Source organism: Pasteurella canis, from assembly GCF_900454865.1.
In the GTDB taxonomy this organism is placed as follows: domain Bacteria; phylum Pseudomonadota; class Gammaproteobacteria; order Enterobacterales; family Pasteurellaceae; genus Pasteurella; species Pasteurella canis.
Genome location: NZ_UGTV01000015.1, coordinates 742143 through 762758 on the forward strand (window position 1 = coordinate 742143; position 20616 = coordinate 762758).

16 protein-coding genes and 1 other RNA gene are annotated in these 20616 nt (G+C 34.7%); 11 read left to right on the forward strand and 6 right to left on the reverse strand.

The window, feature by feature from the left end; all coding sequences use genetic code 11:
• Nucleotides 1-26 precede the first annotated feature (26 nt).
• The 4 genes from DYE19_RS11445 (at nucleotide 27) to trpA (ending at nucleotide 3231) form a co-directional block, all read left to right on the forward strand.
• Nucleotides 27-122, forward strand: coding sequence for a hypothetical protein (locus DYE19_RS11445; RefSeq protein ID WP_224743428.1), 96 nt, complete (start codon nucleotides 27-29; stop codon nucleotides 120-122).
• A gap of 196 nt (nucleotides 123-318) precedes the next feature.
• Nucleotides 319-1074 carry an SDR family oxidoreductase gene (locus DYE19_RS04050; RefSeq protein ID WP_115322698.1) on the forward strand — a complete coding sequence of 252 codons (756 nt, stop codon included), beginning with the start codon at nucleotides 319-321 and terminating at the stop codon, nucleotides 1072-1074.
• Nucleotides 1075-1226: 152 nt separating this feature from the next.
• A complete protein-coding gene (trpB, locus tag DYE19_RS04055; RefSeq protein ID WP_115322699.1) occupies nucleotides 1227-2435 on the forward strand; it encodes a tryptophan synthase subunit beta in 1209 nt (402 codons plus the stop codon).
• On the forward strand, nucleotides 2422-3231 hold the full coding sequence (gene trpA / locus DYE19_RS04060; protein ID WP_115322700.1) for a tryptophan synthase subunit alpha: 810 nt from the start codon (nucleotides 2422-2424) through the stop codon (nucleotides 3229-3231). The genes trpB and trpA overlap by 14 nt, the downstream gene beginning before the upstream one ends.
• Before the next feature lie 42 nt (nucleotides 3232-3273).
• Here trpA and DYE19_RS04065 read toward each other — a convergent pair whose 3' ends face one another.
• Nucleotides 3274-5505 (reverse strand): TonB-dependent hemoglobin/transferrin/lactoferrin family receptor, encoded by a 2232-nt coding sequence (locus DYE19_RS04065; protein ID WP_115322701.1) that lies wholly within the window; start codon nucleotides 5503-5505, stop codon nucleotides 3274-3276.
• A gap of 175 nt (nucleotides 5506-5680) precedes the next feature.
• Here DYE19_RS04065 and can point away from each other — a divergent pair, with 175 nt between their 5' ends.
• Nucleotides 5681-6367, forward strand: a complete 687-nt coding sequence (gene can, locus DYE19_RS04070) for a carbonate dehydratase (protein ID WP_115322702.1) — start codon at nucleotides 5681-5683, stop codon at nucleotides 6365-6367.
• Between the two features lie 55 nt (nucleotides 6368-6422).
• On the opposite strand, the gene DYE19_RS04075 is transcribed toward can, so the two are convergent.
• Nucleotides 6423-8576, reverse strand: coding sequence for a fused MFS/spermidine synthase (locus tag DYE19_RS04075; protein WP_115322703.1), 2154 nt, complete (start codon nucleotides 8574-8576; stop codon nucleotides 6423-6425).
• Nucleotides 8576-10192 carry a sulfatase-like hydrolase/transferase gene (locus DYE19_RS04080; RefSeq protein WP_115322704.1) on the reverse strand — a complete coding sequence of 539 codons (1617 nt, stop codon included), beginning with the start codon at nucleotides 10190-10192 and terminating at the stop codon, nucleotides 8576-8578. The genes DYE19_RS04075 and DYE19_RS04080 overlap by 1 nt, the downstream gene beginning before the upstream one ends.
• A 157-nt stretch (nucleotides 10193-10349) precedes the next feature.
• Here DYE19_RS04080 and DYE19_RS04085 point away from each other — a divergent pair, with 157 nt between their 5' ends.
• The 4 genes from DYE19_RS04085 to cydC all read left to right on the forward strand — a co-directional run bounded on the left by DYE19_RS04085 (nucleotide 10350) and on the right by cydC (nucleotide 16042).
• Nucleotides 10350-11207 (forward strand): co-chaperone YbbN, encoded by an 858-nt coding sequence (locus tag DYE19_RS04085; protein ID WP_115322705.1) that lies wholly within the window; start codon nucleotides 10350-10352, stop codon nucleotides 11205-11207.
• A 90-nt stretch (nucleotides 11208-11297) separates the two neighbouring features.
• Nucleotides 11298-12254: a thioredoxin-disulfide reductase gene (trxB, locus tag DYE19_RS04090; RefSeq protein ID WP_115322706.1), complete on the forward strand. Its 957-nt coding sequence runs from the start codon at nucleotides 11298-11300 to the stop codon at nucleotides 12252-12254.
• A 285-nt stretch (nucleotides 12255-12539) separates the two neighbouring features.
• Nucleotides 12540-14303: a heme ABC transporter permease/ATP-binding protein CydD gene (cydD, locus tag DYE19_RS04095; protein ID WP_115322707.1), complete on the forward strand. Its 1764-nt coding sequence runs from the start codon at nucleotides 12540-12542 to the stop codon at nucleotides 14301-14303.
• A complete protein-coding gene (gene cydC / locus DYE19_RS04100) occupies nucleotides 14303-16042 on the forward strand; it encodes a heme ABC transporter ATP-binding protein/permease CydC (protein ID WP_115322708.1) in 1740 nt (579 codons plus the stop codon). Before cydD ends, cydC begins: the two co-directional genes overlap by 1 nt.
• A gap of 30 nt (nucleotides 16043-16072) precedes the next feature.
• Here the strand turns inward: cydC and ffs are convergent.
• Nucleotides 16073-16171, reverse strand: an RNA gene (ffs, locus tag DYE19_RS04105) — signal recognition particle sRNA small type.
• A 286-nt stretch (nucleotides 16172-16457) separates the two neighbouring features.
• Here ffs and tesB point away from each other — a divergent pair.
• Both tesB and DYE19_RS04115 read left to right on the forward strand, forming a co-directional pair.
• Nucleotides 16458-17330: an acyl-CoA thioesterase II gene (gene tesB, locus DYE19_RS04110; RefSeq protein ID WP_115322709.1), complete on the forward strand. Its 873-nt coding sequence runs from the start codon at nucleotides 16458-16460 to the stop codon at nucleotides 17328-17330.
• An 8-nt stretch (nucleotides 17331-17338) separates the two neighbouring features.
• Nucleotides 17339-18202, forward strand: a complete 864-nt coding sequence (locus tag DYE19_RS04115; protein WP_115322710.1) for a ferritin-like domain-containing protein — start codon at nucleotides 17339-17341, stop codon at nucleotides 18200-18202.
• Between the two features lie 99 nt (nucleotides 18203-18301).
• On the opposite strand, the gene rlmM is transcribed toward DYE19_RS04115, so the two are convergent.
• A complete protein-coding gene (gene rlmM, locus DYE19_RS04120; RefSeq protein ID WP_115322711.1) occupies nucleotides 18302-19393 on the reverse strand; it encodes a 23S rRNA (cytidine(2498)-2'-O)-methyltransferase RlmM in 1092 nt (363 codons plus the stop codon).
• The gene (locus DYE19_RS04125) at nucleotides 19393-20274 is read right to left on the reverse strand and encodes a transcriptional regulator GcvA (RefSeq protein ID WP_115322712.1); all 882 of its coding nucleotides are present in this window, start codon (nucleotides 20272-20274) and stop codon (nucleotides 19393-19395) included. The genes rlmM and DYE19_RS04125 overlap by 1 nt, the downstream gene beginning before the upstream one ends.
• Nucleotides 20275-20616: the final 342 nt, after the last annotated feature.

Below are 20616 nucleotides of genomic sequence, written 5' to 3' on the forward strand. Positions count from 1 at the left end.
GACCTTATTTAGTTTAACTTTGTACGATTTTTAGTAATTTAGGTCCACTAATGAATCCTACAAAACCGAAAAGATCACTTTTAGGCGCGTATTCGCTTGAATTAATTAAAGCCTATGCATAACAGTAGCTTACCAACATACGGTTATTGTACATGATACAGACTGAGATGAAGTCGCCTGTATGTTAAAATACAAGCAGCTGAGGTTAAAGAAAGACAGATTGAATATTGTCGCTTATATCAAGTAGGCATGAAAGATGTAAAAAAAATTGCTATGATGTTCTAACGTATTTTAGCAAATGAAATTATAGGAGGAACAATGCAAAAAATCGCATTAGTAACAGGTGCCAGTGCTGGATTTGGTTCGGCTATTTGTCGTACATTAGTGGAACATGGTTATAAAGTAATTGGTACCGCTCGACGTGTCGATCGTCTGACTGAACTTCATCGTGAATTAGGTGAAGATTTTTACCCACTTGCTTTTGATGTATCTGATCTACAAGCAACAGAACAGGCACTACAAAGCTTACCTCAAGCATGGCAACATATTGATTTACTAGTAAACAATGCAGGATTAGCATTAGGGCTAGAACGCGCGGATCAAGTTGATTTAGCGGATTGGGAACAGATGATTAACACTAATGTGAAAGGGTTAGTCACGATGACACGTTTAATTCTCCCTAAAATGGTGGAACGTAACACAGGCCATATTATCAATATGGGATCAATTGCTGGAACTTATCCTTACCCTGGTGGCAATGTGTATGGAGCAACAAAAGCCTTTGTAAAACAATTTAGTTTAAATTTACGCGCAGACTTAATTGGAACTGCTATTCGTGTTACTAACATTGAACCTGGACTGTGTGGTGGTACAGAATTTTCACATGTTCGTTTTAAAGGTGATGATCAACGTGTAGAAAAATTATATGAGAATGTCGAATTTATTCGTGCTGAAGATATCGCGAATATTGTTCTTTGGGCGAATCAACAACCAGCTCATGTTAATATTAACCGTATTGAAGTCATGCCTGTTGCCCAAAGCAGTGCGGCGCTACAAGTAGCCAGAAAACAATAATCCCTACCTTATTACAACTCATAGAAGATTTATTTAGTTTGTGTTTGTAAAAATAAGCTGAATAAATCTTCTTTTCAAAAAACACTTGCTTTTTTATTTATGTACTAGTTTAATAGTTCTTGTTAATTATTATAAATATAGGAATGTTATTCATGTCAGACACATTACTTAATCCTTATTTTGGGGAATTTGGCGGGATGTATGTCCCTGAACTTCTAGTACCAGTATTAAAAGAGCTTGAAAAAGCTTTTATCGAGGCACAACAAGATTCAGAATTTCAACAAGAGCTATTCGATTTATTACACAATTATGCAGGACGTCCTACTGCATTAACTCTATGCCGTAACCTCACTCAAGGCACTAAAACGAAATTATATTTAAAACGGGAAGATCTATTGCATGGCGGCGCACATAAAACTAATCAAGTTTTAGGACAAATTCTATTAGCAAAACGTATGGGGAAAACACGCATTATTGCAGAAACAGGTGCTGGTCAACATGGTGTAGCAACCGCCCTTGCCTGTGCGATGTTAAATATACCTTGCCAAATTTACATGGGAGCAAAAGATGTAGAACGCCAATCCCCTAATGTCTTCCGTATGCGTTTAATGGGAGCAAAAGTGATACCTGTAACTAAAGGAGTGGCCTCGTTAAAAGATGCTTGTTGTGAGGCAATGCGTGACTGGGCTGAAAATTATCAAGATACTCATTATTTATTAGGAACAGCAGCAGGTCCCCACCCTTTTCCAACAATTGTGCGCGAATTTCAAAAAATTATTGGTGAAGAAACAAAACGTCAGTTATTAGCAAAAGAAGGGCGCCTACCTGATGCGGTGATTGCTGCTGTAGGCGGTGGTTCTAATGCAATCGGCATTTTTACTGATTTCATTGAAGAAAAACAGGTAAAATTAATTGGTATTGAACCCGCAGGGAAAGGAATTTCAACAGGTCAACATGGTGCACCACTGCGCCATGGTCGAACAGGTATTTACTTCGGTATGAAAGCCCCTCTCATGCAAACCCCAGATGGACAGATTGAAGAGTCTTATTCTATTTCTGCAGGTTTAGATTTCCCTTCTGTTGGACCGCAACATGCACATCTTTATTCAACAGGTCGTGCCGAATATGAGTCAATTACTGATGATGAAGCACTTGAAGCCTTTCAAGCCCTTGCACGTCATGAAGGAATTATTCCTGCATTAGAAAGTTCACATGCTCTTGCTTATGCATTAAAACTAATCCGGCAATCCCCTGAAAAAAAACAGTTATTAGTAGTAAATTTATCTGGTCGTGGTGATAAAGATATTTTTACTGTAGACAAAATTTTAGCTGAAAAGGAGTTTTCTCATGAGCCGTTTTAATCAGTTATTTCATCAGTTAAATATGAAAAATGAGGGGGCATTTATTCCTTTTGTCACACTTTGTGATCCAAACTTCGATCGCTCTTTTGATATCATTTGTGCTTTAATTGAAAGCGGTGCAGATGCATTAAAAGTAGGTTTTCCTTTTTCTGATCCGTTATTAGATGCCCCTATCATTCAAGCAGCAAATAAACGCGCTCTTGAAGCGGCTTGTAGCAGTAAAGAAAGTTTTGCCTTATTAGCTAAAGTGCGGTCTAAATTTCCAGGCATTCCTATTGGCTTATTGCTATGTGCAAATCTCGTCTATGCACAAGGGATTGAATGCTTTTATCAACGTTGTGCAGAAGCTGGTGTAGATGCAGTACTCATTGTCGATGTACCTTTATTCGCTCATCGAGAGTTTACGCCTTCAGCAGAGAAATATAGTATTCAGCAAGTTTTTATTTGTCCGCCTAATGCTGATGAGAAAACTATCCAACAAGTGGCTAAATATAGTCAAGGCTATACATATCTAATTTCTCGAGCAGATGTAACTAGTGCGAACAATCAAGACAAAGCGAAAAGTTTAGATACCCTTGTTGAACGTTTAAAAGCCAACCATGCACCACCTATTTTACAAGGGGTTGATATTTCTCAACCAGAACAAGTTCGAGAAACGATTCAATCAGGCATTACTGGCGTGATATCTGACTCTGCTATTGTTAAAATTATTGAACAGTATTTAACACAGCCAGAACAAGGTCTTATCACATTAGCTGAATTTGTTAAAAAAATGAAAAAAGCCACCGCACTTTAAACTATATAAAAAAGCCCAATCAATCATGATCGGGCTTTTTTATTAAAATTGTTGTGTAACACTAAATTTAACATTTCGTCCTAAACCAGATGCGAGTTCACCTAGATATGGATGATAAGAACGGTTAAATAGATTATCAACAGTGACTTTAAAATTGAGACCTTTTAATCTTGAAGGGCTCCAAGAAGCAAATACACCATGTAAACTATAGCCTTTTGAGGAAGGTAGTGACCAGTATACTGCTTTAGGATCACCCGCAATTGGCGATCTATCTTGTCTTCTAACAAACTCAGCTCTCCATCCTGCAGTCAAATAATAATGAGGTATATTGAAACCTAAAGTGACTGTCGCTTTTCTTGCTGGTATTTCAGCGATCCATGTTTTTGTTTTACCCCATGGATTTCTAGGCGAAGTATCACGTCGTCCTTTTACATAAGAATAAGTCGCACTACCGAAGAGATATTTTGATTGATAGTAGGCTTCTAGCTCTGCACCCTGAATAACATAACCAGGTAAGTTACGGTAATTACTAATAATTCCAGAACAAACATTATTATCAACATCTAAAGCATTTTCTACACAATTTACACCTCGTGTTTTAAAGATCTCATTTTTACCCCGATTATAAAAATACGTTGCTCGGAATTGTAATGAATCATCTTTTAAAATAGTATCGTCAAAACTAAAAACGCCTCCTATTCTAGTTTGGTTTATCGTTTCTTTATCTAAATTTAGAGATGTGGCTGTTACTGAGGCTGAAGAATATTGAGTTTCATATTGTTCATCAACCACAGGCGCACGCCAAGTACGGCTATAATTAGCAAATAAATTCAAATACGTTGTCACATCATAATTTAACCCTAAATAATAAGACCAGCCACTATAGTTTCTCTGACTATAGTCATGTCCAACAGACTTATCGTTATAAACAGGAGCAATATTTGCTTTACCGATATTATTAATATGATCGTAACGCAATCCTGCTGTAAATAAGATATCTTGCCATTTCATTTGATCTTGTAAATACAATGCTTGAGTATATTGGCGACCAGATGGCATATAAGAAGGTTGGAAATAGCCATAGTTATATTTAGGATTTTTAGCACCTGCTTTATGATATATTAATGTATCTCTTTTACTTTTTATCCATTGCAAACCAAGTAAAAATTCGTGATCAACATTATGTGTAGTAAACGTACTTGTATTATTGATATCTACGCTCATATCTGAGTAAGTAATCCAACTCTTATTCCCTAACGTACCTAAAAAAGAAGAAGCTGCTTTTTCATGACGAGAATCATTTTGTGTTGTTTTACTATAACTTAATTGAGCCGCTAAATTAATCCATTGACTACTTTCAGGGAAATAACGGTACTGTAAAGTGTAACTTTCATCTTTTTGATCTCGATAAACAAGTTTTCTTTTCCAAGCAATATCTAATCCATATTTTCTTATTTCTTCAACCGTTGGTTTTGAAGAAATATCTCTTTTAGCAGCCCAAGGTTCCCAACCAGAATGAGAACCATAAGCTCCAGAAAAGGTCAATAAATGTTCAGGAGAAATAGCCCAATTTGCTTTTACTAAAGCACTTTTTTGGTTATTACGCGAAAAGAGAATTTTACTTCCGTCTGGTCTTGTGTAGTTACCCGCATTGCGTACTGAACCAAATAGTAATAAATCAAGATTACGTTGTTCATTTTGTAAAAATAATCCGCCACTATAAGTTTTCTGATTATTATTACTATTATTTCCATATTTAAATAAACCACCAATTTTTTGATTATCACTTAAAAAATCAGACGCATTTTTAGTTTCAAATTTCACTGTGCCAGCAAACCCACCATTACCATATCGTGGGGAATAATTTCCTTTATCTACAGTCACTTTATTTAATAATTCTGGCTCAATAAACACTGAGCCTTGTTGATATTTCTCAAAGCTCTTCGTCGCACCATCTAATTGAACTCGTACATCTTCAGCATCGCCCATTCCATTAATGTTTAATGTTTGTCCACCTGGACGAAATCCACCTGCCATATTAACACCAGGTAAAATATTAATTAAATCAGCTGCATTATCTGATTGTTGTTGATCAATATTTTTCTGCTTCAATACTGAGCGACCTGCTGTTTTATTTTCTTCATCAGAAGAAACGATGATAGGTAATAGTTGTTCTGTGGAAGATTCAACTTTTGCAAAAGCGGCATTGGCATTGATGTAACTTATTGATAATAAGAATAAGGTTAAATGTCCTTTTTTGAATTGCTTTCTCATTTTCCATCCTTAATAAGTAATGATAATTGTTTTTATTTTAATCAAGAGTGAAAATTTTAAATAGATTAGAATAAAAATCAATATTTTTATTAGTTATTTGTTTCTTTTCAACATTTACCTCATTTCAATTTGTAAGATATACTAACGCTCTGTTTCTGCTGTATAGGAAAACTGAATGAAAAAAATTGAACAACTTTTTGCTAATAACTATAGTTGGGCTTTACGTATGAAAGAGGAGAACTCCTCTTATTTTAAAGAATTGGCTGATCATCAAACGCCTAGTTATCTCTGGATTGGCTGCTCTGATAGTCGTGTTCCTGCAGAAAAATTAACCAATTTAGGGCCTGGGGAACTATTTGTTCATCGTAATGTGGCAAATCAAGTTATTCATACTGATCTCAATTGCCTTTCTGTAGTGCAATATGCAGTAGATGTATTAAATATTGAGCATATTATTATTTGTGGGCACACTAATTGTGGAGGGATAAAAGCCGCAATAGCAGACCAAGATTTGGGCTTAATTAATAATTGGTTACTTCATCTTCGTGATATTTGGTATAAACATAGCCATCTACTCGGCAACTTATCGCCAGAAAATCGTGCGGATATGTTGACACGTATTAATGTCGCAGAACAAGTTTATAATTTAGGTCGTTCCTCTATTATCAAATCTGCTTGGAAAAATGGTAAAAAATTGTCTCTGCATGGCTGGGTTTATGATGTAAATGACGGTTTTTTAATCGATCAAGGTGTTATGGCAACTAGCCGAGAAACTTTGGAGATCTCTTATCGCAATGCTATTGCACGTTTGTTAAAACTTAATGAAGATGAAATTATAAAAAAAGAATATGAGGAAGAATGATAAAAAAACAGCATCTATTTTTAAGATGCTGTTTTTAATTAAATAACCTGATAAATTAATGCTTTAAAGATAAAATACCGTACTTATATTCAGTAATCATATTTCTATCTGTAATCACTTCTAATGGTCTTTTTATTGAAGAAAAGTCAATATCTTTATAAGGTATTATGTGATCATTCAAAATAATTTTTGTTCCCAGTTCAACCTTCTCAGCAGAAGTAAAGACTTTTTTCCCATCTTGCCAAGTTAGTTTTGTTAATGCATCCGAAACCTGCTCTTCCGTTAAATTTGTAACAGGTTTCAGAGAACCTAATGCCATGTTGACGTACTTGTAGGTATAAGGATAAACTTGTTGTGTTGTAAATAACGCATCTAAAGAGCCTGTTGTATTAAAATACACAAAGCCATTATTATTTAAATGCTGTTTTGTTAATTCTAAAAAATCTTGACTTAATAAATTAGTTGCATAACTTCGCCAATGGAATGTTGTATTCATTAAGATAAAATCAAATTTTTCATCTTTATTTTTAGTTAACCATCTACGTCCATCATCCGTCACAATATTGATTCTTCTATCTTTCAAAATTTTTGCCATTTCTGGATAAGAATTTGCTAATAATGGATAGGCAGGATTTAGCTCTACAACCGTGATTGACTCTAAATGAGGCATTGAAGCTAAAACACTGACCCAAGAGCCTGTACTTAAACCAACAACTAATACTTTTTTTGCTTCTGGGGCAATTGCAGATAATAAATAAGCACGATGAATACCATTAGTATTATGGTCAATATCAATATTTAACATACCATCATAAACATTACTTCCATAAACAATATGTTCATTATCTTTATTAGCATAAACTTGTATCAATCCGTGCTTATTTTCAATAATTCTTTCAGTTAATAAATTATCCTTTTCAGATAACACTCGAATGATATTGTCTGGTAAAAAAATACATAAAGCAGAAAACAGTGCAACACTCAAAGAAACTCTTTTCAATGTTTTGTGAGCTAGACAAAAATATGCAATCACAAAAGTACACAGAATGATGACAAAATATGTTTGCTGGGTATTTAATAGATCAAGTAAATAAAAACCAATAAAAATTGGTGCTAAAGTACAACCTAATACATTCGCAAAATACACATTAGAAATAGCTGCACCCGTTTTTTTATTTTCAGATCCTAAGTGATGCACAATAGGAAAAACAATACCACGCAATAATGCAATGATAAAAACACCTAAGATAAATATAGCTCTATTTGAAGCATGGCTAATTAATACGAGAATGAACAAATCAAAAAATGCGGCAACAACAAACACTTTACCAATATAATCGATACTCGCTTGACCCATTTGGCAGACTTTTTTGCCAATATAAGACCCAAAAGCAATCCCTAATAAAAATAATGCAAGAATAATTGAAAAAGCTTGAGGTATTGATGCTGAATAAAATGAAAACAATCTTATCCAAATCACTTCTAAACTTAAGCTTAAAAAACCACCTACAAAAGATAAGATAACGGCTTTTTGAATAATATGATGAGTGGAATTGATTACCTCTGCTTGTTTAGTCATTTGATAACTTTCTTCCTCTAAAGCAATATCATTACCAGTATTGCGATAAAGCAGAAATATAACAAATGCAATGAAGCTGTTAATTGCGCCTGCAATATAAATCACTTGCTCTAAATCAAAATAACTAAATAGAAAAAAACCAGTCATAATACAAGCGCTAGACGCACCTAAAGTATTCACAAAATATAACCAGCCAATATTATTCCCGATATTATCGACATAACGATTTAAATGCTGAGTTAATAAAGGCAGTGTACTACCCATTAAAAATGTTGGAAACAATAGCAATAAGAAATTAGCTAATGCAATTGTCGAAATATTTGAATATAAAAATATATTTTTAACTAACTCAATTAATGTTGGACTCGCAAAACCAAATGCCCCTATACCTAATTCAGCTAGTGCAAAAATAAGAACAATTTTCTGTGGATATTTATCTGCAATTCGTCCTCCGCAATATGCGCCAATACCTAAACCAGCCATAAATACGGCGATGATGATTGTAATCGATTCTAGATCGACACCAAACGCAGTAAATAATAAACGCTGCCAAGCAATTTGATAAATTAAGGCAGCAAATCCTGAAAGAAAAAAGATTGTCTTAATGATATTTAAATTTCCATTTTTCATTATTTTACATCCTTGATTTTATGAATAGAATCTTCTTCTAGCTCATTAAAGCTAATATTTTTTTCAAAATTAAATACTTTAATGTCCTCATCATCCTGATCAGAAAAGAAATCATAATGCTTATTCAATTCTTGTGTCGTAATATTTAACCATTGGCTAAATCCATACATAAAATTAAACGCACTTCGCTTTGTGTTAACGACTTTTCTCACTAAGTCATCACTTGAAACTTTGAAAAAAGGTACTTCATAATTTGACTTAAACTTAGAATCGTAATCTAAATTGAATTTTTCTTTATTATCTTTTTCAATATGATTGAGACCATGATCGGAAAAGTAAATTAATGAATAACTTTCATTTCTACTCTTTAATAAGTCAACTGTGTCACTAATTAATTTATCAGTTTTTAAGATGCTATTAACATAACATGACATCTTTTTGTTTATAAACTCTAATTTTTTCTCTTCTTCAGTAATACGTTGACAAAAATCCTGATGTGACCCCATTAAGTGCAAAACAAATAACCTTGTTTTTGATGTATTATTATTTATATCTAAACGTTCTCTAAGCTTTTCAAGCAATTTAAAATCATCTTCATCTCCAGTATTAAACCCACCTTTCTTAGTGAAATAGAAGAAATCTGCACCCGCCCCAATTCGACTTGCAATAGTATCATATTTACCAATACTACCTTGATTAGATAGCCAATTTGTTTCAATACCAGCTGCTTTTGCTAACGTAATAATGTTATAGCTATAATCTATCTTTTTATCTTTCTTAAAGTACAGTGATTTTAATAATGAATGATATGTAGCTGGTGCAGCAGAAATATAACCACTATTAATATAGCCTTTTGTTTTATCTAAAAAAGGACTTGTTGGTAATTCAAAGCCATAAGTCGATAAATAATCGCGACGAGCACTTTCCCCAATAATTAAAACATAATTCTGATATTCTGGAGAAGCCGATAATACTTGCCAAGGGGGCATCACATAAGCCGCCTTTTCTAACTCAGCTTTCTCGCTATAATAATCTCGGATACTTTCATAAATATTCACATAAAAAGAAATAATATTAATTGGGCTATTAGATAGTGTCCATCTCGTCTCTTCATCTTCTTCTGAAGAACGCTCTAAATAAAATTTAGTAGGTATATATAAGAGTGAAAAACAAAATACACCAAACAAGATGATATACATGACTCTTTTTTTACTATCAAATGGAGAACGTTGATTATATTTTTTTAATCTAATTAAAATAATTGCAGCTAAAATATAAAAAAGAGGAAATAATAGCTGAGAAAAGCTTATTTTCTGCATAAACTCTAGAGATTCATCTATATTTGTTTCCAAAAATGCTGCAACAATTCCAGAATTCAAAGAACCATAATATTGAGATATAGGATAATATAACGAGAGTGTAATAGTGATAAAGAATACGATAAAAGAAAATAATTTCTCATTATATGCATACAACAAATAATAAAAGATAAAAACACCTAATACTGCATAATGTATGCTTTGTTCTGGCGAAATAAGAGTTGAAGCAAAAGAAAATAGTAGTAGCCAAAGATAAAATAATCTTCTTTTTAAATAATTAATAAAGTTCTTAAACATCTTCATAAACGTGAAAAACTAAAAAAGGCGTTTATTATACAATAAACGATTTTAACTGATAATATAGAAACCGAAATTTTTAAAGGTATGCTACTCTACCAGCAATATCTTTGTTAGAATAAGTCTATTTTATGTACATATGATTTAGGAAAATTGGATGACAAACGCTCAGTATCTAATTGAAATAACAGAACAAAATTTAAATGAAACATTACAGCTTTCGGAACAATCACCCTTAGTGATTGTTTTCTATGCTCCTAGCCATCAAACTTCATTAGAATTTACCGCACTTTTACAACGCTATGCAGAGCAATATCAAGGTCAATTCGTATTAGCAAAAGTTAATTGTGAAAAAGAGCAAATGATTGCCGCACAATTTCGTATTCAAGCCTTGCCGACAACTTATTTATTCAAAGCGGGACAAGCATTAGATGCTTTTCAAGGCAGCCTAGATGAACAATCATTACAACAACGCCTAGCTATTATTCTTCCTAAAGAGGAAGAAATTAAATTTATGAAGGCATTATCATTACTGGAAACAGAAAATTACCAAGAAGCTCTACCTTTATTAAAAGAAGCATGGGAAATTTCTGATAAGCGAAACAGTGATATTGCCTTATTATACGCGGAAACATATATAGCGATGAAAAAAGTTGAACCTGCGCAAGATATTTTAAATCAAATTCCATTACAAGATCGAGATAATCGCTGGCAAGGATTACAAGCACAAATTGACCTATTAATTCAAGCAGCAGATACACCCGAAATCCAACAGCTACAGAAAGATTTTGCACAAAATCCATCTCCTGTGCTTGCCTTAAAATTAGCAGTACAGCTTCATCAAGCTAATCGTGATGAAGAGGCTCTATCTTTGCTCTTTACACTATTAAAAAATGATTTGAATGCAGCAAATGGCGAAGTAAAACAACAATTTCTATCCATTTTATCTGCAATTGGACAAAACGATCCAATTACAGCTAAATACCGCCGTTTACTCTATTCCTTATTATATTAATAAGACAAATGAGAATGAATTGATAGCTTGAATATAAAGAAGTATCTATAATTAAAGTACAACATTTTAAATATGAAAGAGAGAAATACAATGGATTCAATTAAACATAGTAAGTTACTTATTTTAGGCTCAGGCCCAGCTGGGTATACCGCAGCTATTTATGCAGCTCGTGCAAACTTGAAACCTGTTTTAGTGACAGGGTTACAACAAGGTGGTCAATTAACAACAACAACTGAAATTGAAAACTGGCCTGGTGATTTTGGTGATACTACAGGTCCAGAGCTTATGCAACGTATGTTACAGCATGCTGAAAAGTTTGAAACTGAAATTGTTTTTGATCATATTAATAAGGTCGATTTTTCCTCTCGTCCATTTAAACTATATGGTGATGTACAGACTTTTAGCTGTGATGCATTAATCATTGCAACTGGTGCTTCTGCTCGCTATCTTGGACTACCATCAGAAGACGCGTATAAAGGGCGAGGTGTTTCGGCTTGTGCCACTTGCGATGGTTTTTTCTATCGTAACAAACCTGTTGCAGTTATTGGAGGTGGAAATACTGCTGTGGAAGAAGCGCTCTATTTAGCGAATATCGCATCTGAAGTCCATTTGATTCATCGTCGTGATACTTTCCGTAGTGAAAAAATCCTTGTTGATCGTTTAATGAAAAAAGTGGAAGAAGGTAAAATTATTCTCCATACCCACCGCACTTTAGATGAAGTCTTAGGTGATAGCATGGGTGTGACTGGTGTACGCCTAAAAAATACATTATCTAACGAAACAGAAGATTTAATGTTAGATGGCCTATTTATTGCTATCGGTCATGCACCAAATACAGAAATTTTTGCAGGGCAGCTTGAACTGAATAATGGCTATATTGTGGTAAAATCTGGGTTAGAAGGTAATGCAACCGCTACTTCTGTGGAAGGCATATTCGCTGCTGGTGATGTGATGGATCATAATTATCGTCAAGCAATTACATCTGCGGGAACAGGTTGTATGGCTGCACTAGATGCGGAGCGATATTTGGATGCATTAGACGCCTAAACCGTTATTTTACAATGTTAACCATATAAGTATCATAGCCACATCAACAATATATTTTAACATCATATTTTTGGATAAATTATGATAAACTGTTGTCGGTGTGGAATGATTTTAATCTCTAATCAATAGAAAAAGTTTGACACTATAAATGAATGTTAGAGCTTAGATATAAACATACGAAAAACTTGAAAAACATAGCACCAAAGTTATCAAGCTAAGGACGCACTCAACGCGTCCTTCACTATTTTATAACAAGATTAATCATTAAGTTGAAATCACTTTACTATGCAAAAAACACGTCAAAAATATTTACAGAAATGGCTTTGGTCACAGCAGAAGCCCATTAAAAAACTACTAAGTTTGAACATTCTTCTCGCGTCTATTTCATCTGTAATTTTAGTTATTAATACTTATTTTTTAGCGAGTTTATTACATCACTTGATTATATCAGGAACTGATCGTAGTACATTGTCATTCTATTTTTTCGGTCTTATCATTGGTTTTACACTTAGAGCAACTATTCTTTGGATACGTGAGCAAATTGGCTTTAAGTGCGGTCGAATTTTACGTAACTCTATCCGTCAGCAAATTTTAGACAAAATTCATCAAGTTGGACCTGCAACAATCAATCAAAAACCAGCGGGCAGCTGGGCATCTATTATGTTAGAACAAGTAGAAAACTTACATAATTACTACGCTCGTTATTTACCTCAACAGGCACTCTCAGCCATTGTGCCCATCGTGATTTTAATTGCTATATTTCCACTTAATTGGGCTGCGGGTCTTGTTTTAATGCTCACCGCACCACTAATTCCTATTTTTATGATTTTAGTTGGGATTGCTGCTGCAGAGAGTAGTCAAAAAAATATGGCTGCTTTAGCAAAGTTAAGTGGGCAATTTCTAGATCGCCTACGAGGTTTAGAAACATTACGTTTATTTAATCTTACTGAACAACAAACAAAACATATCGAAGAAAATACTGAAGCATTTCGTGAAACAACAATGGATGTATTAAAAATGGCATTCCTCTCCTCTGCCGTATTAGAGTTTTTTACATCAATTTCTATCGCATTAATGGCAGTTTATTTCGGGTTTAGCTATTTAGGAGAACTCAATTTTGGTACTTATAATACTCCTTTAACTTTATTTGTTGGTTTTTTCTGTCTTATTTTAGCTCCTGAGTTTTATCAACCACTACGCGATCTCGGTACTTATTACCATGATCGTGCTGCGGGAATTGGTGCTGCGGATGTGATTGTCGAATTTTTAGAGACAGAACATACATCTACACAATCGGCTCACCAACAATCTTTAGACATAAAACGTGCGGTTGACATTACTGCACAAAACTTAGTCGTATTATCTCCACAAGGCAACCCTTTAACAAAGCCTTTAAACTTCTCTTTACCGGCTCAAAGCCACACTGCTTTAGTTGGTCAAAGTGGTGCGGGAAAAACATCTTTAATTAATACAATACTAGGATTTTTAGCTTATGAAGGGAGTTTAAAAATTAATGGGATTGAATTAAAAACAATGAATTTATCACAATGGCGTAAGCACATTGCTTGGGTTGGACAGAATCCCTTATTACTGCAAGGTACAATTAAAGAAAATTTATTGTTAGGGAATATTGAAGCGAATGAACATCAAATTGAGCAAGCACTGGTACTCGCACAAGCTAAAGAGTTTACAGATAAATTAGGATTAGACAGTGAAATTAAAGATGGGGGATTAGGTATCTCAGTCGGGCAAGCACAACGGCTTGCTATTGCACGCGCACTACTTCGCCAGAGTCATTTATTATTATTGGACGAGCCTACAGCAAGCCTAGACGCACAATCTGAAAATCTAGTCTTACAAGCTTTACAACAAATGAGCCAACAGCAAACTACTCTGATGATTACTCACCGTATCGAAGATCTCAAACAATGTGATGCGATTCTTGTTATGCAACAAGGACAAATTATCCAACAAGGTCATTTTGAAGAATTAAAAGATGAAGGTTTCTTTGCTGAATTACTGGCTCAACGAAAACAGGATCTAAACTAATGCGCGTATTATTCCCTTTTTTACGTTTATTTAAGTACGCTAAATTTCCTCTAATTTTAGGGGTAATTTTAATGATTACAGGCTTAGCCGCGAGTATTGGTTTATTAACGCTCTCTGGTTGGTTTTTAGCTGCAACAGCCATTGCTGGAGTCGGTACATTGTTTAACTTCTTCTACCCCTCCTCGGGTGTACGTGGTTTAGCAATTGGTCGAACTGTTGCACGCTATTTCGAAAAAATTGTGACACATGATGCAACTTTTCGTGTGCTAGCTAAATTACGTGTTCAAGTTTTCAGTCGGATTATTCCATTAAGTCCTGCTGTTTTGAATCGCTATCGTCATAGTGATTTACTAAACCGATTAGTGGCTGATGTTGATACCCTTGATAGTTTGTATTTACGCCTAATCGCTCCTTTTATTAGTGCAATTGTAGTGATTGCGCTTATTACATTCGGATTAAGTTTTATTCATATTCCTCTTGCTGTATTCATTGGCTCCACTTTATTAACATTTTTATTAGCCATTCCAACTCTTTTCTATCACTTAGGGAATAAGTTTGGTGATAAATTAATACAGTCACGTGCAATCTATCGCATTCAATTTGTCGAATTTATTCAATCTCAAGCAGAATTATTACTCTTTGATGCGGAAAAACCATTAAAAGAAAAGCTGAATAAAACAGAACAAGACTGGCAAGATTACCAACAAAAAGAAGCCAACTTAGCGGGACTTTCCAGTGCGATTCTGTTATTTGTGAATGGTCTCATACTTGCAACAACACTTTGGATTGTCGCAGATATTGATTTAGGCACAGGTATGTATAAAGCAGCGTTAATTGCTTTATTCGCTTTTTCAGCACTTGCTGCCTTTGAAATTTTAATGCCAATTGGCGCAGCTTTTTTACATATTGGTCAGGTGATAGCTTCCGCTGAACGAGTTAATGAAATCATTGAGCAAGCCCCTCTGGTCAAATTTGAAGGGACAGCACAGTTCAATCAAACTAACACAACAAAACAACCACTTATTCAAGCTCATTCACTATTTTTTACATATCCTGATCGTAAAAATCTCGCATTAAATAATCTTAGTCTTACAATTGAACAAGGCAAAAAAGTAGCGATTCTTGGTAAAACAGGCAGTGGGAAATCGACATTATTGCAATTATTAGTTCGTCACTATGATGCCAATAAAGGACAATTATTACTCTCAGGTATGCCTATTCAAGAGTATTCAGAGCAAGCACTCCGTCAGCAAATATGTTTTTTAACTCAACGCGTTCATGTATTTAGTGATAGCTTGCGTAATAATTTACAAATAGCAACCCCAGATAAGATCACTGATGAAAAAATGATTGCGATATTGCAGCAGGTAGGTTTAGCTAAATTAGTTGAACAAGAGGAAGGATTAAATTTATGGCTTGGTGATGGTGGACGCCCGTTATCAGGTGGTGAACAACGCCGTTTAGGACTTGCTCGTATATTACTTAATGATGCACCGATTTTATTGTTAGATGAACCCACAGAAGGGTTAGATCGAGAAACTGAGCGCCAAATACTGCATTTGATCTTAACGCATGCAAAAAATAAAACGCTCTTGATGGTTACTCATCGCCTCACATTTATTGAACAATTTGACAAGATATACATTGTTGATGAAGCGAAACTAATCGAACAAGGTACCTATAATGAACTAATCCAACAAGAAAATAGCTATTTTAAAAAATTAGTCGCAAGAATTTAGTATTTATAATGAATGGCGAGTTGGGTGGAAATCTCCCCAGCTTGATCTCGGCACACAGTGATGCTGACTTTGGCTGCTTTCTTCCGAACCTGACCAGGTAAACCAGATACCATTGCGAGGAACCGAGAAGATTTCCATAGAATAACCACTAAATAAGCTTATCAAGTGATTAGGTGGCGTATTATGCAATAAGATGCCTGATATTGCAAATGTTGATTTTTATTTCTATTTAATTGATTACTTTTTAAGTAAGGTAATGCTCAGTTTGATAGCAAATAATTTTTGATTCTATATAAATACATCATTCAGTAACCTTTAATTGAATTGATACTGGCAGTTTATTTTAACTCTTGTTGGGTTGATTACAGTTATGATAACAACCAATCTAATTTTATTACTCACATAAGGATGCGCTATGTCAAAAGTGCTTAATAACTTAATTGAATTACTTAAACTAGAACGATTAGATGATTTTTTATTTCGAGGTAGTAGCGAAGATTTAGGATTACGACAAGTTTTCGGTGGTCAAGTTGTCGCACAAGCTTTATCCGCTGCTATTCAAGTAGCCCCTTCAGATCGTATTTTACATTCTTGCCATGCTTATTTTTTATCCCCTGGTGATAGCCAACATCCAATTATTTATGATGTTGAAACGCTACGTTCAGGACGTAATTTTACGGCATTGCGTGTCAAAGCAATTCAACATAATGAACCTATTTGTCATATTACAGCTTCATTTCAAAATGAAGAACAAGGTTTCGATCATCAAAGTCAGATGCCTGAGGTTGCGCAGCCTGATGAATTTATTACAGAAAGTACTGTTATTCAAAAACTTGCACCTTATATTCCAGCACCCATTCGTGAAAAATTTACGGCAGAACGTCCTTTTGATATTCGAGCAAAATATGTCAATAACCCATTTCATGGCACAATATTACCTCCAGAACAATTTGCATGGGTCAAAGCAAATGGTAATGCACCATCAGATCAAAAAATACAACAATGTCTACTCGCCTACTTCTCTGATTTTCATTGTTTATTAACAGCCCTTCATCCACATGAAAAGGGATTTTTACAATCAGGTATGAAAGTTGCAACCATTGATCATTCAATTTGGTTCCATCGTACTTTTAATTTAAATGATTGGTTACTTTACGCAATTGAAAGCAATAATGCCTTTGCGGCGAGAGGCTTGGCTCGTGGACAAATTTTTGATAGAAAAGGTCGATTGATTGCAACAACCCAACAAGAAGGCCTAATCCGTTATACATCAGAAACAAAAAAATAAGGAAAAAAATGACCGCACTTTGGCAAGCTATCTCAACAGCATTAATCGAAACTGTACCAGAGAAAAAATGTGAACTTGTTAATCGACTTTATGATGAGCTATTACCAACAGTTAATTTAACCGAATTAGCAGATTTTCCGATTGTCACACCATCCCAAGATATTGCTGGCTTCCCTCATAAACCTCTGCTAGTTGCCCCCAAAGATGTACCTAAACGTTCTTTTGCCACTGAAGATGGATATGCCGCAACATTACATGCCATTGCACATATTGAGTTTAATGCGATTAACTTAGGTTTAGATGCAGCTTGGCGCTTTGGGCGCCATGCTCAACTGGAATTGGGTGAGGGGATGGCATTTGTAAAGGATTGGTTGCGAGTGGCGCGAGAAGAAAGTACGCATTTTACTCTTCTCAATCAACATTTAAAATCATTAGGATACCAATATGGTGACTTCGAGGCACACGCAGGGTTATGGGAAATGTCACAAGCTACAGCTCATGATATTTGGGAACGTATGGCATTAGTACCTCGTGTGCTTGAAGCAAGAGGGCTAGATGCGACACCTGTTTTACAGGATAAAATTCGCCAACGTAAAGACGTTGATGCCGTTGCAATTCTCGATATCATTTTACGTGATGAAATTGGTCATGTGTCAATCGGCAATCATTGGTATCATGCGCTTTCCAATAAACGTGGATTAGATGCAATGCAATGTTTTGGCGAACTGCTGCGTAAATATCGTATCGTCATATTCAAAGGGGTGATTAATACAGATGCTCGACTACAAGCGGGTTTTACTCAATATGAACTTGATTGGATCTATGAAATTGAACAAACACTCAAAAACTATATTAAAGCCAAAATAATATGAAAATCATAAAAGGCAGAGCATAAATTGTCTGCCTTTGAATTTTAACATTAGTTAAATAAGAAATAGCGCAAAATTCTATGAAATCTGACCGCACTTTTCTCAATTCTTCACTGCGATATGTACTGTCACCTCTTCTCTGTCATGGTAAAGATGTTTAGCTTGAATTTGATAGTTAATACTGTGCTTAATGAGCTGCTCCTCAAGGTATTGTAAACATTTTTGTACTTCAAGATAGCGTTTTTTCATGGGTAATTTAAGATTAAAAATCGTTTCATTACACCAACCATTAACTAACCATTTTGCAATCAGATTAGCAATGCGCATTGGCTGCTCTACCATATCACAAACGAGCCAATCTATTTTGCGGCGTTTGGGAGGCTGAAATTTAAATCCATCTTCTGGACAATGTTCAATACGTCCAGTTTCATGTAGACTTTCCGCCATTTTGCCATGATCTACAGCATACACAAATAAGCCACGCTTAACTAACTGATAAGTCCATCCACCAGGGCAAGCCCCTAAATCGACAGCATACATCGTTTCCTGCAAACGCATAGTTTCTTGCTTTTTAGGAATAAAAGTAAGAATTGCCTCTTCCAACTTTAATGTTGAACGACTTGGAGCATCAGCAGGAAATTTTAAACGAGGGATCCCCATAAAATAATCGGAGTGATTATGATTATAGGAATACCCAACATAACAACTTGTGGTATTAATAAAAAGAATATGTAATGTCACCATGACAGACTTGTTTCTAGGGGCATTTAACCAACCTTGTTTTTTTAATGCTTGACGTAATGGTACAGTGAACTTACGACAAAAAACAGAAAGTGCTTTTGCCTCATTAGTGTCAGCCGTTTCAACCCAAATCTCACTACTTTGCTTTAAATTAATCTGAGCTGCGGTCTGTTGGTATTGTTTTACAATAGGTGAAATCCGATCTTGTGGTGATAAATCAGTTAAAAGTTCAGAAACCACTAACATTTGACGTGCAAAAATAAGTTGATTAAACGGTATTTCTCGTGCTAAACGATCTGCATCGCCTTGTTGGTAGCATTCAAAAATGACATAACCACTATTTTCCATTACTCGTGCAAAGCCAAAAACACCAAGTGCATTTGCTTTTTCAGTCACTTCTGCAGCAATTTCTTTTTCAAAACCAGAACGGCAATAAAAGGCTAATTTATTCATTATTTTTGTTTCATTGTTTCAATAATCCAAGCACGAAAAGCTCGAATACGTTCATCATTCACATCAAAGTGATTTACTACATAAAAAGATTTTGGATCATGTAAATTGGTCGGTAAGACAACTTGTAGATGACCATTATCAATTTCTTGCTGTGCTAAAATACGATTTGCAAGCACTAAACCCTGTCCATGTATGGCAGCTTGTAATGCCATAAAAGTATGGCTAAATAATGAACCCTGCTGAATATTTAAATCATCGAGCTGTAAAAAGCTTGCCATATTTTTCCAGTTATCACGCGTATGAATATGGATTAACGTATGGTTTTTTAAATCTTTTTCGGAACGGACTGGATTTTGTTCAAGTAATTTTGGCGAAGCAAGAATAAGCAAATTTTCTTCAACTAACTTTTCAACCTGTAGATTATCCCAATTTCCTAGACCATAATAAATAGCAATATCAATATCTTTACTTAATAATCCCTCATCCTGATCAACACCTTTTAAGCGCACTTCTATATCAGGATGATGTTGATTAAAGTCACTTAAATGTGGTACCAACCATTGAATCCCAAATGTTTGTGGCACACTGATAGTTAGATGTTTATTATTTTTTTGAGCCAATAATTTATCTGTTGCTTCCGCAAGTCGATGTAGAATTTTTGCCACATCGCTAAAGTAAGCTTGACCTAATTCTGTTAATTCTAATGCACGATTCTTGCGTTTAAATAACTCAACGCCTAAAAAATCTTCTAACAGTTTTATCTGATGACTTACTGCAGCTTGTGTAACAAATAATTCCTCTGCTGCTTTAGTAAAGCTTAAATGCCTTGCAGCAGACTCAAAAGATTTCAATGAATTCAAGGGAGGCAAACGTTTATACATATATTCTTCTTAATGTTAAATTTTTGATATATAATATAAAAAAGTTATTTCGCATTATTTTTTTTAATGCTTCATATAAAAAAATATCCATTGTTCACTCTAAGACTTCCTCTTACAATGCAATCATACTTAATGATTGGTAATTCCTTACTGGTTAAGAGTTTCGGACTTAAGTATGATGTTGTGTTTGCATATTGTTTGGGAAACCAAACAGAGTAACTTTTAAAGTTACTTATTTTCACTTCCTGTATATTTATTTTTAAACCTTTTTTGGTTAAACACCGCTCAAATGAGCGGTGTTTTTTTATCTGTCGATTCTAGCATAGACACACACTTATTGCT

What these genes read in the sequence shown, in the direction of transcription:
- DYE19_RS04085 (WP_115322705.1), top strand. Translation starts at nt 10,350, where the DNA reads ATGACAAACGCTCAGTATCTAATTGAAATAACAGAACAAAATTTAAAT.
- tesB (WP_115322709.1), top strand. Translation starts at nt 16,458, where the DNA reads ATGTCAAAAGTGCTTAATAACTTAATTGAATTACTTAAACTAGAACGA.
- trpA (WP_115322700.1), top strand. Translation starts at nt 2,422, where the DNA reads ATGAGCCGTTTTAATCAGTTATTTCATCAGTTAAATATGAAAAATGAG.
- rlmM (WP_115322711.1), bottom strand. Translation starts at nt 19,393, where the DNA reads ATGAATAAATTAGCCTTTTATTGCCGTTCTGGTTTTGAAAAAGAAATT.
- DYE19_RS04050 (WP_115322698.1), top strand. Translation starts at nt 319, where the DNA reads ATGCAAAAAATCGCATTAGTAACAGGTGCCAGTGCTGGATTTGGTTCG.
- cydD (WP_115322707.1), top strand. Translation starts at nt 12,540, where the DNA reads ATGCAAAAAACACGTCAAAAATATTTACAGAAATGGCTTTGGTCACAG.
- DYE19_RS04075 (WP_115322703.1), bottom strand. Translation starts at nt 8,576, where the DNA reads ATGAAAAATGGAAATTTAAATATCATTAAGACAATCTTTTTTCTTTCA.
- DYE19_RS04065 (WP_115322701.1), bottom strand. Translation starts at nt 5,505, where the DNA reads ATGAGAAAGCAATTCAAAAAAGGACATTTAACCTTATTCTTATTATCA.
- cydC (WP_115322708.1), top strand. Translation starts at nt 14,303, where the DNA reads ATGCGCGTATTATTCCCTTTTTTACGTTTATTTAAGTACGCTAAATTT.
- DYE19_RS04115 (WP_115322710.1), top strand. Translation starts at nt 17,339, where the DNA reads ATGACCGCACTTTGGCAAGCTATCTCAACAGCATTAATCGAAACTGTA.
- trpB (WP_115322699.1), top strand. Translation starts at nt 1,227, where the DNA reads ATGTCAGACACATTACTTAATCCTTATTTTGGGGAATTTGGCGGGATG.
- trxB (WP_115322706.1), top strand. Translation starts at nt 11,298, where the DNA reads ATGGATTCAATTAAACATAGTAAGTTACTTATTTTAGGCTCAGGCCCA.
- DYE19_RS04125 (WP_115322712.1), bottom strand. Translation starts at nt 20,274, where the DNA reads ATGTATAAACGTTTGCCTCCCTTGAATTCATTGAAATCTTTTGAGTCT.
- DYE19_RS04080 (WP_115322704.1), bottom strand. Translation starts at nt 10,192, where the DNA reads ATGTTTAAGAACTTTATTAATTATTTAAAAAGAAGATTATTTTATCTT.
- can (WP_115322702.1), top strand. Translation starts at nt 5,681, where the DNA reads ATGAAAAAAATTGAACAACTTTTTGCTAATAACTATAGTTGGGCTTTA.